We start from the raw sequence: 13,570 nt of genomic DNA on the forward strand, positions 1-13,570 counted from the left end.
ACGTGGCGCTCGCATCCAGTTAACACGATTCATAAAGAAGGATGCTAATGGCTAATCAGAAGTTTCGGGTGGGAGTGCTGGGGCTGCAAGGTTCAGTAATCGAGCATATTCAGGCATTACATGAACTGGGTGCCACACCCGTAGAGGTGAAACTGTCGAAACATCTTGAAGACCTGGATGGATTGATTATTCCGGGTGGAGAATCCACTACGATGTACAAGCTAGCTCACGCTTTTGATGTGTTTGAGGCGCTGAAGACCTTTGTGCATTCCGGGCGAGCCGTGTATGGGTCATGCGCCGGGATGATTATGCTCGCTGACCATATTCTTGACGGGATTGAGGGTCAGGAGACTCTGGGTGGTTTGGACGTGACAGTGCGACGCAATGCATTCGGCCGCCAAGTGGACTCTGCCGCTAGTCATGTAAATCCTGGGGAATTCGGGGGTGACACCCCGTTGCCCGCTGTGTTTATCCGCGCCCCGTGGGTGGAGTCGGTTGGTTCCAAGGTTCAGGTGCTCGCCACTTGGCAACAGACTCCAGAGTCGTCGCCTCGCGCAGTAGCAGTGCGTCAGGGTTCGCTGCTGGCTACGTCTTTTCATCCCGAGGTTACCAGTGACCGGCGAGTACATCGGTATTTTTTGGATATGGTTGCCGACTACGTCCAGTAACTTTTTTGTGGATTCATGAGGTGCCATCCCGGTAGCTGGCTAAATACCCAAAGTGGTGGGGGCGGACTTAGCAAACCACCACGTCCACGTCTAGCAGCAGTACCTGAGTGGGGTCAATTGCTTCGGAGCCTGGGAAATCCACGACCTTGCCGGTATTGGCGACATGTTTCATCAAGGCGGGAATATCGGTTTCCGAACCGATGATTGGCAAAATCTCGGAGGTATAACGCTAGGTGACACGTTCCAACTCGGCTTCAGAATAGTTACGCGGGTCAATTTCGACCCCACCTTTGGCTCCACCATAAGGCAGATTGAACAGGGCTACCTTCCAGGTCATCAACATCTCCAGAGCACGAACCTCGTCAATGTCAACGCTCGGGGCGAATCGGATCCCTCCTTTGGCTGGGTCGCGAGTCAGCGAGTGCTGTACTCGATATCCAGTCAGTAACTAGGTGGATTCATCGTCACGATGCAGCGGAATCGCTACGGTCATTTCTCTTCGTGGGGTGGTGAGATATCGGAAGTATGTCTGGTCGAAACCAATAATCTCTTGAGCCCGTCGCACCTGGGCTTTGGCATCTTCGAGCATATTACCTGGTGCCACTTTACTCTCCTGTGAGTAACTAGATTTTATACTATTACATAATAACATACACCTTAAAAGTTGTTAGCGCTAGAGCAGGGGATAATATGGAGGTAAATCCTTTCATCCGACCGAAACACCTCAAATGTCTGAATACAAGCCCCCTCAACAGTCCAATGCATCGGACGAAAACAATTTTGTGGCGGATTACTTTGCCTTAGAGTGGCCGCGCGATGCCGAAGGTTACTTTCACCGTCAGGCCGCACGGATAGTAGCGGTTAACGAACGCCAAGAGGCTCTGTTGGTGCGCGGACATGACTTCTCGGATTCCACGCATTGGTGGTGGTTTACCGTGGGGGGTGGCGTGGAACCCGGGGAAGCACCTCATGAAGCCGCCGTACGAGAATTCTTTGAGGAAACCGGACATCGGCTAGAGGCAAAAGTGCTCACCGGGCCGGTGTTGCGCCGTCACGCGACTTTCGATTTCCATCAGCTAACTTGTAAACAAGATGAAGACTTCTTTTTCGTGCGGATTTCTAGCGCGCTGCAATTTTCGCGCGCTTTTGAGACCGAAGTTGAAAAGCAGGTGATAGATGAATTGAAATGGTGGGATTTGACGGAACTCGAAGGGGCCATTGCCTGCGGTACAGTGGTGTACCCGCTGAATTTTGTACCTCTGGTACGCGGATGGCTGCGTGGGTGGAACGGGGAAACCATCGAGATTTCCGAAGGCACCGTCCTTCCAAAGAGGTAAGCGTTTTCTAAAGGCCTTGGTGCCGGGCTAGAATCCACTTATGCCTAGTGTGGTGTCTATTTTCGAAGTGATTCAAGTTGGGGTAGGGCCTTCCGCTTCGCATACGGTCGGTCCGATGCGCGCGGCACGAGATTTCGTGACGCGACTATTGGCGGCGGGAGTGGCTTTCGACCGCTTGCGGGTGGAATTGCAGGGTTCATTAGGTGCCACCGGGAAAGGACATCTCTCTGACGGGGCGGTCTTGGCCGGATTATCGGGGTATGTCCCGGACAATATGGACTCGGAGGTAATTCCTAGCCTGCTCACGGCCGTGAACCCCGGTGGGAACCTGATTCTGCCGGGGCGTAAAACCGTAGATTTCGAGTTTTCCCGCGATATGGTCTATGCCCCGAAGACTATTGCCCCGTATCATAACAATTCTTTACTGCTACAGGCTTTTTTGGGACAAGCTCCGGTGTTTTCGGGGCGGTACTATTCCACCGGAGGGGGATTCGTCACTCGTGACGACCGCTTGGAGGGACAGCCAGGTCAGCTCACTTCCTTGGACGAGCCCCGCAGTGGCGGTGTTATCCCGCACCCGTATTCCGCTATGAGCGAACTGGTGGATTATGCGCAGGACAGTGGAAAAAGCCTGTATCGGATTATTGTCGAAAACGAACTGGCCACACGTACCATCGAGCAGATTGAGGGGGGACTGGATAATCTGAGCCATAAAATGGGGGCGTGTATCGACCGGGGCTGCCAGTCTATGGCAGCAATTTTGCCGGGAGGATTGGGGGTGCCGCGTCGGGCGCACGCCCTGTATCTGAAGCTTTCACAGCGTGATGGCGCTCCGGGAACCCCCGCGATATGGCGTTCTTTTGCCCAAGACCCGATGCGCGTCATGGACTGGGTGAATTTGTGGGCTTTGGCGGTTAACGAGGAAAATGCCGCCGGTGGGCAAGTAGTACGTGCCCCTACCAATGGCTCAGCCGGGATTGTGCCTGCGGTGGGCAGATATTTGACTTGGTTTTGTCCTCGCGTAGAGAACCACCAAGCGGAGGCTTTGCGGGAGTATTTGACGGTGGCGGGCGCAATCGGGGGGATTATTAAAACCAACGCCTCAGTGGCGGGAGCCGAGGTTGGTTGTCAGGGAGAAGTCGGTTCGGCAGCTTCTATGGCGGCAGGAGGACTTGCCGCCGCTTTGGGCGGTACTCCGCCTCAGATTGAAAATGCCGCCGAGATAGCCATGGAACATCATCTGGGGTTAACCTGCGATCCCATTGGTGGTCTGGTACAGGTGCCTTGTATCGAACGCAATGCGGTGGCAGCGATGCAGGCCATCAATGCAGCTCGTATCAGCCTGTGGGGTGACGGTAAACACCGCGTCAGTTTTGATGAAGTGGTACAAACCATGTTGGAAACCGGTTTGGACATGAACTCAAAGTACAAAGAAACCGCTTTGGGAGGACTGGCGGTGAATGTGGTGGAATGCTGAACAGATTCATGTCTACAGGTCTCGCCTCGACTCGCCCGGACGTGACGGTTAGGCGAATTCGGGTTAAAAACCTTAATATGGTGTAGTTATCACGTATATTTTCGTTTAACCGTTAAAGGAGAATCCATGTCGGGTCACTCAAAATGGGCCACTACCAAGCACAAGAAGGCAGCGATTGATGCCAAACGCGGCAAACTCTTTGCGCGCCTGATTAAAAACATCGAAGTCGCAGCGCGTACTGGTGGGGGAGACCCGGCAGGTAATCCGACGCTTTTCGATGCCATTCAAAAAGCCAAGAAGTCCTCGGTTCCCGCAGATAATATTGAGCGCGCCGTCAAGCGTGGTTCCGGAGCGGAAAGCGGGGGTGCCGACTGGCAGTCCATCACCTATGAAGGCTACGGGCCCAATGGGGTAGGTTTCATTGTGGAATGTCTGACGGACAACAAAAACCGTGCCGTATCTGAAGTTCGTACTATTTTTTCGCGCAATGGCGGCAATATGGCTGATACGGGTTCGGTGTCCTATCAGTTTGCGCGTCGCGGTGTTATCGAGGTCACCAAGGCGGCAGATTTGGACGAAGACAAGATTTTTGAGGCCGTGATGGAAGCTGGGGCGGATGATGTCGAGGACGCGGGCGAGATTTTCGTCATTGAAACCGATCCTTCCGACTTGGTTGGCGTGCGTACCGCCTTGCAGGAGGCCGGGATTGATTATGATTCTGCTGAATCTCAGTTCGTGCCTTCAGTAAAGGTGGATTTGGATTTGGAAGGCTACCGTAAGGTAATGCGCCTGTTTGATGCGCTGGATGATGCCGATGACGTGCAAAATGTGTACATGAATGGTGATGCCAGCGATGAGGTTATCTCAGCTTACGAGGCCGAAGCCTAAATCGTGCGCGTTCTTGGTATCGACCCCGGCATCACCAGGTGTGGTGTCGGGGTCGTTGACATTGACGTGTCGCGAGTGGCCTCTCTGGTCTATGTTGCCGTTATCCGCAGCGAACCAAATTTGGCTACCCAGTTTCGCTTGCTAAAGATTTCCGAGGGCATCGCTGCGACAATAACTCGTTTTTCGCCCGAGATTGTTGCGCTGGAGCGACCGTTTGCAAAGGAAAATCGCCAGTCTGTCACCACCACTATGCAGGCGATGGGGGTGGCGATGGCAGAGGCGGGTCGAGCGGGTTTACCGGTGGCGCTACATACTCCCTCCGAGGTGAAAGCAGCGGTCTCCGGTAACGGTGCCGCCACGAAAGCGCAGGTGGAAGCCATGATAGCGCGGATTTTGAGGCTCGATAAGCCTCCGAAACCGGCGGATGCTGCCGATGCGCTGGCTGTGGCCATTACTCACGCCTGGAGGGGTACAGGGATTTTGGGATCTGGGATTGATGGGGATGTGAGTGTGTCCTTGTCGGGTGGCGTAAAGACCCGGGTAGGTACGAAACTCACAGCCGCTCAGCAGATTTGGGCGCAGGCCGAGGCACAGTCACGGCGCTCCGGGGCGGTGCGTCGCCACTCCCGCTAGCAAAGTTTTCTGGGCTTGTAGTGGTTTCTACTTTGGTTTTTGCTGCTGATGCGGTTTCTCGGCGTGGTGGCCAGTTCATGAGGCGCCACCTGGTATAGTACAAGTGTTCGAATTGTAACCTGGAAGGAATACTCGTGATTGCGCTGTTGAAAGGACAGGTGGTTGATAAACGTATTGACCGCGCCACTATCCTTTGTGGCGGGTTAGGTCTGGAATTCTTCGCCACCCCTAACACTTTGAGCACTCTGAATCAGGGACAGGATGCTGAAATTTATACGTGCTTGGTGGTACGCGAAGATGCCCTGACTCTCTACGGCTTCGATGATTTCCAACAACGCGAAACCTTCCAGATTCTAATCCAAGTCAAGGGAATCGGTCCTAAACTCGCTTTGGCCACTCTCGCAGTCCTCAGTCCAAGCGACTTGGCTAATGCCGTGGCGAATCGGGATTTGACTACCTTGCAACGAATTCCTGGAGTGGGTAAGAAATCTGCGGAACGCATGAGTCTTGAGATTGGCGACAAACTGGGTATAGTGCCCACCTCAGTCACTACGGCAGCGACGGGTGGTGGGTTCAACGCGACAACCGTGGTGGAAGCTCTGACGAATCTGGGTTGGAACCAGGCTCAGGCCACCGAGGCAGTCAATGCCATCGAGGCCAACGATGCTGCTACTGCCCTGCGTGAGGCTTTACAATATTTGGGGAGTAACCGCTGATGGTTCCGGATAACGATGATTTTTACTCGGAACCACGGTTGGTCGACGAGGGAGCGGAGGATGCCGAGCGTGTCGCTGAAGCGGCGCTGCGTCCGAAAACTCTGATGGATTTTGTAGGACAAAATACTGTAAAGACCCAGCTGAATTTGGTTTTGCGCGCCGCCAAAGAACGTGGGGACGCGGTGGATCACGTGCTCTTGGCCGGCCCACCCGGTTTGGGTAAAACCACGCTGGCCATGATTATTGCTGCGGAAATGAACAGTTCCTTGCGTTTGACTTCCGGGCCGGCTATTAGCCACGCCGGGGATTTAGCCGCCATACTCTCCTCGCTGCAGGAAGGCGATGTCTTATTTATAGATGAAATTCACCGCCTAGCCCGCCCGGCTGAGGAAATGTTGTATTTAGCGATGGAGGACTTTCGGGTTGATGTAGTGGTGGGCAAGGGGCCGGGGGCGACCTCGATTCCTTTGTCACTACCACAGTTTACCCTGGTGGGAGCCACCACCCGAGCAGGATTGTTGCCGGCGCCGCTGCGTGATCGGTTTGGTTTCACCGCCCATATGGAGCCTTATGAAGCCGAGGACTTATCCCTGATTGTGAAACGATCCGCTGCCTTGCTGGGAGCTCGTATAACCGGAGAGGCGGCTCATGAAATCGCGAAACGCTCCCGGGGAACACCTCGGGTGGCGAACCGGCTGCTGCGGCGGGTCATAGACTTTGCCCTGGTACATGGCAACGAAGAATGTGATTTGGAGGCCGCACAAGCCACGTTGAAGCTGTTCGAAGTTGACGAGATGGGGCTCGATCGTCTGGATCGGGATGTGTTGCACGCGATTGTGGAGCGTTTCCAAGGCGGCCCAGTGGGAGCTGGCACCCTTGCGGTTTCGGTGGGAGAAGAAAAGGAAACTGTAGAGGAAGTAGTGGAGCCATTCTTGGTACGGGTAGGTCTTTTGGCTCGAACGCAGCGGGGGCGAGTGATTACCGCCAAAGGCTACACTCACCTTGGTTTGCCGGTACCCGGCGGAATCTGTGCAGAAAACACCCTGTTTCCGTCGCCTTAGTTTTCGTTTTTTTACGTTAGGCCTTAGACTTTGTTAGTCATTATTTTTTAAGAGAAAGGGTTATTGGTGCTTCCCGCAGAAGTCCAGTCTACCGGTTCGGGTTCCCTGGTTACCTGGGGTATGTTGATTGCATTAGCAGTCGTTGCCATAGTTTTCATCCGTCGTTCGGGGAGCAAACAGGTGGAACGGATTCGTCAACAGCAAGAGGAAATGCGAAGTTCCCTGCGCCCCGGAACCTGGGTGCGAACCACCTCGGGGTTTTTCGGCAAAATAGTGGAGGTCACCGGAGAAGTCGTAACCCTGTCCAATCTTACGGGCGAGGAAACCCTGTGGGACATCCGAGTGGTAGCAGAGGTGAAGGAACCCAACTTTGGGATAATCGCCGAGGAATCCTCCCCGGTGGTGGATTCTAGTCCTAAGTCTGATTCCGCAGATGCTGGTGAAGAACGCGAATCGGAAGAATCGGACGCTACCGGAATGACACCTCATGAAGCCGTTCCCGAAAGCGACGAGGAAAAAGCCGACAACGAAGACTCTAAACAAGGCTAATCTTGGAAAAACAAGCACGAAAGTAAGGATAAGTAGTGGCTGGGACAAAACCGAAGAATAAACCCTTGCGCACGTTGATATTTTTTTTGGTCATTTTGCTGGCCTTGGGGGGAACCCTGGGGGGTGCGACTATCTGGTCAAACGCGACCTGGGTACCGAAACTGGCTATTGACCTCGAGGGTGGTACACAACTGATTTTGACCCCAAAGAAAACCACTGACAAAGGTGGGGCGATTTCAGCCGAAGACATCAACCAGGCTATCGAGGTTATCCGCCAGCGCGTGGATGCCTCCGGTGTGGCCGAGGCAGAGATTACGCGTAATGGTAACGAGAACATTGCGGTAGGCTTGCCTGGTACGCCTTCGGAAGAGACCTTGAACCTGGTCAAGACTTCGGCAGTGATGCGTTTCCGTACCGTGCTGCTCTCTGCACCGGGTGTCGTCACCACCGATGCGGATCCAGCCGAGGCTCTCGCCAAGATTGGGGGTGCTCCGGCAGCATCTGGTGCCACCCCTGCTTTACCGGCTAAGCCAGCGCCTAGTGAAACCAATAAGACGATGACGGTTTCACCAAGTCCGGTCTCCCCGGTGCCCACTGAAACGGGTTCCACTCAAGCCTTGCAGCTTACAGCAACTCCTTCGACACCACCTAGTGCTGGCGAAAAACCTGCCGATAAGCCTGCGAGCGATAAATCCTCTGCTCCGGCCAAGGCTGGCAAACAGGGTGACAAATCGGGGGCAACACCGGCGCCTTCTCCTAGCCAGACCACAGCCGCTCCGAAACCGGCTGTGGCTCCGAATGCGCATGCAATTCCCTATGACAAGCTGATGAAGGAAGCCAAGAAGTACCCGGAGACTCCGGCGGGTAAACCCTCGGTGGTCAATGATCCGAAACAAATTACCTTGCGCGACATGTTTATTTTCAGTCATCTGGACTGTTCAGACCAGGCTTCTTTGCGGGGCGGTTCAGATGACGACCCGAAAAAGAATCTTGTTACCTGTGACAAAAATGGACAGGAAAAGTACATTCTCGGGCCAGAGGTACTATCCGGGACTAATGTGACCTCGGCAGCTTCCGCAATGGGGCGTACCCAGCAGGGTAATGCCAACGGCCAGTGGGAAGTAGATTTGAAGCTCGACGCGGAAGGTGCCCGGAAATTTGATGATGTCGCCAAGGTGCTTTACCCGAACCAGAGTAAGGGCGGGATGCGTAATCCTGACAATAACCGTTTCGCGATTGTACTCGATACCCTGGTGGTGAGCGCTCCGGGCGTGAATGCCGGGGTGTTTAACGGGTCGGCTTCGATTTCCGGATCTTTGACCCGCGAGACTGCCGCAACTTTGGCCAATCAGCTGCAGTTCGGATCCTTGCCCTTGAACTTCGATTTGCAGTCTGAACAGCGTATCTCGGCTACTTTAGGCGGGGAGCACTTAAAGGTTGGTTTATATGCCGCGATTATCGGCCTGCTGCTGGTGTGTCTCTACCTGTTGTGGCAGTACCACGCCCTGGCTGGTTTGGCGACTGCCTCGCTGATCTTGGCTGGTGTAGCCACGTATCTGGTGGTGACGATTCTTTCCTGGTCAATGGGATATCGTCTCTCGCTGGCGGGTGTAGTCGGTTTGATTGTGGCCGTGGGTGTTACTATGGACTCCTTCATTATCTACTTTGAACGTATCCGCGACGAGGTTCGTGACGGTAAAGCTCTGGCTACGGCCGTGGAAACCGGGTGGAATCGTGCTAAGCGTACCATCGTGGTCTCCGATATTGTGAACCTGGTGGCGGCAGTTGTGCTTTACGTCTTGGCTGTGGGTGGCGTGCAGGGCTTTGCCTTTACCCTGGGTTTGACCACGGTGGTAGACCTCGCGATTATCTTCCTGTTTACCCATCCGATGATGACCTTGCTGGTTAAGACTAGTTACTTTGGTGAAGGACACAAGTTCTCCGGTTTGGATCGGGTACACTTGGGGGCTTCCAATGAGCGCATCTATCTGCATACCAATGCTGTGATTACTAACGCCAAGAGCAAGAAAAATCGTGTGGCTATGGCCGCACCTGCTGTTTCTCTGGCGCGGCAAAAAGCTGGGTTGTCTCAGGAGGGCGACTTGGTAGCAGAGTCAAGCGACACCGCAGTGGATACTCTTTCGGAAACAGAAGCTGAACTGCCAGATAAAACGACAGTTGCTAACTCGGAGGGCAGCGCCACAAAAGACGAAGCCACTGAGGGAGAGGAGGCCACGAAATGATGAGCTACGCTGAATGGGGTAATGCCCTGTACTCGGGCAAAAAGTCCTATCAAATCATTAAGAACCGTCGGATTTTCCTCACCACCGGGTTGGTTTTGGTACTTATTGCCATCATTGGGGTTGCTATTTTTGGGGTCAACCCTTCGATTGACTTCAAAGGTGGCACTGATTTCACCGTTACTAACACACAAAATAATCCGCCGCAGCAACCTGCCTATGATGCTTTAAAAGCAGCGGGAGTTACAGAAAACCCGAAGGTATTCCAGATGGGAACCAACGGGTTGCGGGTGCAAACCAGCCAGCTCGCGACGGAAAAGGAAACCCAGATTCAATCTGAGCTGGCTAAGGCATACAAAGTTAATGTCAAGAATGTTTCCAAGGGCTCCGTGGGGCCTTCTTGGGGGGCTTCCGTGTCCCGTCAGGCCGCAATCGGTCTGGTGGTATTCCTGGCGATGGTTTCACTGCTGCTGATGGCGTATTTCCGCACCTGGACGATGGCTGTTTCAGCGTTATTCGCTTTGATGCACGATTTGATGATTACCATAGGAGCCTTTGCTTTTACCCAAGTAGAGGTTACTCCGGCTACGATTATCGGGTTGTTGACAATTTTGGGCTACTCCTTGTACGACACGGTGGTGGTTTTCGACAAGATTAGGGAAAACACCAAAGACATGATGAATCAGTCACGCTCTACCTATGACGAACTGGCAAATCTGTCTATCAACCAAACTATGGTGCGTTCCATCAATACCTCGATTACCGCTATTCTGCCGGTGAGTGCGATTCTGTTCCTCGGTTCGGTACTGTTGGGTGCTTCTACCCTACGTGATATATCCATGCCTCTGTTTATCGGCATGATTGTGGGGACTTTCTCTTCCATATTCATAGCTACTCCGCTGTTGACGATTATTCGTAATCACTCTCAGTCGATTAAAAATCACAACGCCAAGGTAGAAACGGCACGCCAGAAGGCGCTGGAACAAGGCAGCGCCACCTTGAATCCAGATGGCACCGTGTCCACCAAACCCGTAGTGAATGCAGCTCCAGTGCAGCCAGGTCACCATCTTGGTCAGGCCGCGCAACCCAAGAGAAAGAAGAAAAAGAATTGACAAAGGACATAGACCCGGAGCTTGGTCGTATAATCACCAGCCACCTGAAAAACTATGCAGATTTCCCGCAGGTAGGGATTTTGTTCCGGGACTTTTCCCCGCTATTGGCATCGGGCGAACCTTTCGCTCAGCTCATCTCAGGGATAGCTGAACACTACCGGGGAAAGATAAACGCCGTGGCCGGTTTGGAGTCCCGTGGTTTTATCCTGGCGGCGCCTCTGGCGGTTGCTTTGCAAGTGCCGATGATTATGGTTCGTAAGGCCGGGAAACTGCCGGGAAACATTATCCGGGAGTCATATGATTTGGAATACGGCAGTGCCGCCCTGGAAGTCCAACCAGAGACAGTTGCAGGTTGCGACCGAATTTTGGTGATAGACGATTTACTAGCCACAGGCGGAACCGCTCGGGCATCGGTGAAATTACTCGAAAAAGCCGGGGGGCACGTGTCCGAGATTCTGGTATTGATGGAACTGCGGGGTTTGCATGGTGCCGAGGTGCTAGGGGACACCCCCTACCGGGCTTTGGTACAACTGTAGAACCGTGTCGAAATACTGTTTAGCGCTGAAAACTAATACAATCAGTTTATGACACAGCCAGTTGACGCCACTATAACCGACCTCGGTGGGAGCATTGCCAAATCCCCACTGTCCTGGCTGACCCGTAGTCCTAAAGGGGTGCATCGGGAACTGGAGCCAGTGATAAGAGCGGTTAAAGACAACCACCCAAAGGCTGACTTTAACCTGCTGGAACGGGCTTATACCACTGCCGAACATTTTCACCGGGGGCAATTTCGCAAGTCCGGTGAACCGTATATCACGCATCCGGTAGCAGTGGCCACGATTCTGGCAGAATTGGGAATGAGTGAAACCACAGTCGCGGCTGGGCTGTTGCACGACACGGTGGAAGATACTGACTATTCTCTGGACGAGTGTCGTAAAGATTTCGGGGAAGACATCGCGAATTTGGTCGATGGGGTTACCAAACTTGACAAGGTGAAATACGGTGATTCCGCCCCAGCCGAAACCATCCGCAAAATGATTGTGGCTATGGCCAAAGATATTCGGGTATTGCTGATTAAGCTTTCTGACCGCCTGCACAACGCCCGCACCTGGCGCTATGTTTCTAAGGAAAAAGCCCAGCGAAAGGCCAAAGAAACCCTGGAAATCTATGCGCCACTAGCACACCGGATGGGGCTCAATGCAATCAAGTGGGAACTCGAAGACCTCTCTTTCAAGACGCTCTATCCCCAAATTTACGAAGAAATCGACAGATTGATTGCGGAAACTGCTCCGAGTCGTGATGAACAGCTCAAAGAAATCATCTCGACAATTGAAAAAGACCTCCGCGAGTCGAAAATCAAGGGAGTTGTGACGGGGCGACCGAAGCATAACTATTCGATTTACCAGAAAATGATTGTGCGCGGCCGGGATTTCAACGATATATACGACCTGGTGGCGGTGCGCGTCTTGGTGGACACGGTGCGAGACTGCTATGCGGTTTTAGGCCTGATGCATTCTCGATGGTCCCCCATGTTAGGACGCTTCAAAGATTATATTGCGATGCCTAAGTACAACCTGTACCAATCCCTGCACACCACGGTGATTGGGCCGAAAGGTAAGCCGGTAGAAATCCAGATTCGAACCTACGAGATGCATCGTCGCGCCGAGTTCGGCATTGCCGCACACTGGAAGTACAAGGAGAATCCTAATTCCAAAACCCTGCGCAAAAATGGTTCCACCAATGTTTTAGATTTAGAAAACGAGATGGGGTGGCTGCGCCAACTTGTGGATTGGCAAAAAGAGACCCAAGATTCTGGCGAGTTCCTAGATTCTTTGCGCTATGAAATCAACTCGGCTCAAGTATATGTATTCACGCCTAAAGGCCAGGTTCAAGTCTTGGCGATGGGAGCCACACCCGTGGATTTCGCGTATTCAGTCCACACTGAGGTAGGTAATCATACCGTGGGCGCTAAAGTAAACGGTAAATTGGTTCCTCTGGATTCCAAACTGGAAAACGGCGATACAGTCGAGATTTTCACCTCTAAATCCCCCGATGCCGGACCAAGCCGCGACTGGTTATCTTTTGTAGCCTCCCCTCGGGCAAAATCCAAGATTAAAGCCTGGTTCTCGAAGGAACGTCGCGAGGAATCCATCGAGAAGGGGCGTGATGCGATTATCCGTCAGCTGCGAAAGCAGAGTTTACCCATACATAAGCTAGCAACTCATGAATCCCTCGAAGAAGTAGCGGAAAGCTTGGGACTGCAAACCGTCGACCAACTTTATGCCACCGTCGGTGACGGACATGTCGGCGTGCAAAGTGTGGTGGAACACCTGATGCATAACTCCGAGGATTTCGTCACCGAAGACCTCGAAGAGGAAGAAGAGATTTCCCAGATTGCCACCCACCAATCCAGGGCAGCCTCCTCTAGTTCCGGGGTGCTGGTGGGTGGATCAGATATCGACGATATGTGGGTGAAACTAGCGAAGTGTTGTACTCCTGTTCCCGGCGATGAAATCATGGGATTTGTGACGCGGGGACACGGCGTGTCGGTGCATCGTCAGGATTGTGTCAACGCCAAGCGGCTTTCGGAGGAACAATCGGAGCGAATTATCGATGTCAGATGGGCTGAACACAGCAGAGCGGCCTTTATGGTGCAAGTCCAGGTGGAAGGCCTGGATCGTGGTGGATTACTTTCAGATGTCACCCGGGCTTTGACAGATAACCACGTCAGCATTATTTCGGGCAATATGTCCACTACTCGCGACCGGGTAGCTCATGCTCGTTTCAGCTTCGAACTGGCCGAACCCAGCCATCTACAGAGTATTCTCAATGATTTGTCCGCTATCTCGGGGGTATACTCGGCGACACGAGTTACCCCGGGCAAGTAAG

15 protein-coding genes are annotated in these 13,570 nt (G+C 53.2%); 12 read left to right on the forward strand and 3 right to left on the reverse strand.

Translation table 11 applies throughout. From position 1 onward, the window contains the following. Positions 1 to 41: 41 nt before the first annotated feature. Positions 42 to 668 (forward strand): pyridoxal 5'-phosphate synthase glutaminase subunit PdxT, encoded by a 627-nt coding sequence (gene pdxT / locus F4555_RS04210; RefSeq protein WP_004012426.1) that lies wholly within the window; start codon positions 42 to 44, stop codon positions 666 to 668. Between the two features lie 67 nt (positions 669 to 735). Here pdxT and F4555_RS04215 read toward each other — a convergent pair whose 3' ends face one another. The 3 genes from F4555_RS04215 to F4555_RS04225 are packed head-to-tail and all read right to left on the reverse strand — an operon-like array spanning position 736 to position 1,272. After that, the gene (locus tag F4555_RS04215; protein WP_004014977.1) at positions 736 to 879 is read right to left on the reverse strand and encodes a glutamate dehydrogenase 2; all 144 of its coding nucleotides are present in this window, start codon (positions 877 to 879) and stop codon (positions 736 to 738) included. A gap of 18 nt (positions 880 to 897) precedes the next feature. Then, entirely contained in the window at positions 898 to 1,113 is a 216-nt protein-coding gene (locus tag F4555_RS04220; RefSeq protein WP_081455744.1) for a Glu/Leu/Phe/Val dehydrogenase dimerization domain-containing protein, read from the reverse strand. A 3-nt stretch (positions 1,114 to 1,116) separates the two neighbouring features. Next, positions 1,117 to 1,272 carry a hypothetical protein gene (locus tag F4555_RS04225; RefSeq protein ID WP_004014979.1) on the reverse strand — a complete coding sequence of 52 codons (156 nt, stop codon included), beginning with the start codon at positions 1,270 to 1,272 and terminating at the stop codon, positions 1,117 to 1,119. A 124-nt stretch (positions 1,273 to 1,396) separates the two neighbouring features. Here F4555_RS04225 and F4555_RS04230 point away from each other — a divergent pair, with 124 nt between their 5' ends. The 11 genes from F4555_RS04230 to F4555_RS04280 all read left to right on the forward strand — a co-directional run bounded on the left by F4555_RS04230 (position 1,397) and on the right by F4555_RS04280 (position 13,569). Further along, positions 1,397 to 2,005: an NUDIX hydrolase gene (locus tag F4555_RS04230; protein ID WP_004014980.1), complete on the forward strand. Its 609-nt coding sequence runs from the start codon at positions 1,397 to 1,399 to the stop codon at positions 2,003 to 2,005. Between the two features lie 40 nt (positions 2,006 to 2,045). After that, positions 2,046 to 3,482 (forward strand): L-serine ammonia-lyase, encoded by a 1,437-nt coding sequence (locus tag F4555_RS04235; protein WP_004014981.1) that lies wholly within the window; start codon positions 2,046 to 2,048, stop codon positions 3,480 to 3,482. A 126-nt stretch (positions 3,483 to 3,608) separates the two neighbouring features. Beyond that, positions 3,609 to 4,370: a YebC/PmpR family DNA-binding transcriptional regulator gene (locus tag F4555_RS04240; RefSeq protein ID WP_004012421.1), complete on the forward strand. Its 762-nt coding sequence runs from the start codon at positions 3,609 to 3,611 to the stop codon at positions 4,368 to 4,370. A gap of 3 nt (positions 4,371 to 4,373) precedes the next feature. Then, positions 4,374 to 5,003, forward strand: coding sequence for a crossover junction endodeoxyribonuclease RuvC (gene ruvC, locus F4555_RS04245; RefSeq protein ID WP_004012420.1), 630 nt, complete (start codon positions 4,374 to 4,376; stop codon positions 5,001 to 5,003). A gap of 134 nt (positions 5,004 to 5,137) precedes the next feature. After that, a complete protein-coding gene (gene ruvA / locus F4555_RS04250; RefSeq protein WP_004012419.1) occupies positions 5,138 to 5,719 on the forward strand; it encodes a Holliday junction branch migration protein RuvA in 582 nt (193 codons plus the stop codon). Next, positions 5,719 to 6,780 carry a Holliday junction branch migration DNA helicase RuvB gene (gene ruvB, locus F4555_RS04255; protein WP_004016835.1) on the forward strand — a complete coding sequence of 354 codons (1,062 nt, stop codon included), beginning with the start codon at positions 5,719 to 5,721 and terminating at the stop codon, positions 6,778 to 6,780. Before ruvA ends, ruvB begins: the two co-directional genes overlap by 1 nt. A gap of 66 nt (positions 6,781 to 6,846) precedes the next feature. Beyond that, positions 6,847 to 7,329, forward strand: a complete 483-nt coding sequence (locus F4555_RS04260; protein ID WP_244854351.1) for a preprotein translocase subunit YajC — start codon at positions 6,847 to 6,849, stop codon at positions 7,327 to 7,329. A 35-nt stretch (positions 7,330 to 7,364) separates the two neighbouring features. Next, positions 7,365 to 9,572 (forward strand): protein translocase subunit SecD, encoded by a 2,208-nt coding sequence (gene secD / locus F4555_RS04265; protein WP_004017953.1) that lies wholly within the window; start codon positions 7,365 to 7,367, stop codon positions 9,570 to 9,572. Then, the gene (secF, locus tag F4555_RS04270; protein WP_004016829.1) at positions 9,569 to 10,681 is read left to right on the forward strand and encodes a protein translocase subunit SecF; all 1,113 of its coding nucleotides are present in this window, start codon (positions 9,569 to 9,571) and stop codon (positions 10,679 to 10,681) included. Before secD ends, secF begins: the two co-directional genes overlap by 4 nt. Further along, positions 10,678 to 11,217: an adenine phosphoribosyltransferase gene (locus F4555_RS04275; RefSeq protein WP_004012414.1), complete on the forward strand. Its 540-nt coding sequence runs from the start codon at positions 10,678 to 10,680 to the stop codon at positions 11,215 to 11,217. Before secF ends, F4555_RS04275 begins: the two co-directional genes overlap by 4 nt. 48 nt (positions 11,218 to 11,265) lie before the next feature. Further along, positions 11,266 to 13,569: a RelA/SpoT family protein gene (locus tag F4555_RS04280; protein WP_004012413.1), complete on the forward strand. Its 2,304-nt coding sequence runs from the start codon at positions 11,266 to 11,268 to the stop codon at positions 13,567 to 13,569. Position 13,570: the final 1 nt, after the last annotated feature.

It is taken from the genome of Mobiluncus mulieris, from assembly GCF_014204735.1.
Classification (GTDB): Bacteria; Actinomycetota; Actinomycetes; order Actinomycetales; family Actinomycetaceae; genus Mobiluncus; species Mobiluncus mulieris.

What these genes read in the sequence shown, in the direction of transcription:
- ruvB (WP_004016835.1), top strand. Translation starts at nt 5,719, where the DNA reads ATGGTTCCGGATAACGATGATTTTTACTCGGAACCACGGTTGGTCGAC.
- F4555_RS04230 (WP_004014980.1), top strand. Translation starts at nt 1,397, where the DNA reads ATGTCTGAATACAAGCCCCCTCAACAGTCCAATGCATCGGACGAAAAC.
- F4555_RS04240 (WP_004012421.1), top strand. Translation starts at nt 3,609, where the DNA reads ATGTCGGGTCACTCAAAATGGGCCACTACCAAGCACAAGAAGGCAGCG.
- secF (WP_004016829.1), top strand. Translation starts at nt 9,569, where the DNA reads ATGATGAGCTACGCTGAATGGGGTAATGCCCTGTACTCGGGCAAAAAG.
- F4555_RS04235 (WP_004014981.1), top strand. Translation starts at nt 2,046, where the DNA reads ATGCCTAGTGTGGTGTCTATTTTCGAAGTGATTCAAGTTGGGGTAGGG.
- pdxT (WP_004012426.1), top strand. Translation starts at nt 42, where the DNA reads ATGCTAATGGCTAATCAGAAGTTTCGGGTGGGAGTGCTGGGGCTGCAA.
- F4555_RS04280 (WP_004012413.1), top strand. Translation starts at nt 11,266, where the DNA reads ATGACACAGCCAGTTGACGCCACTATAACCGACCTCGGTGGGAGCATT.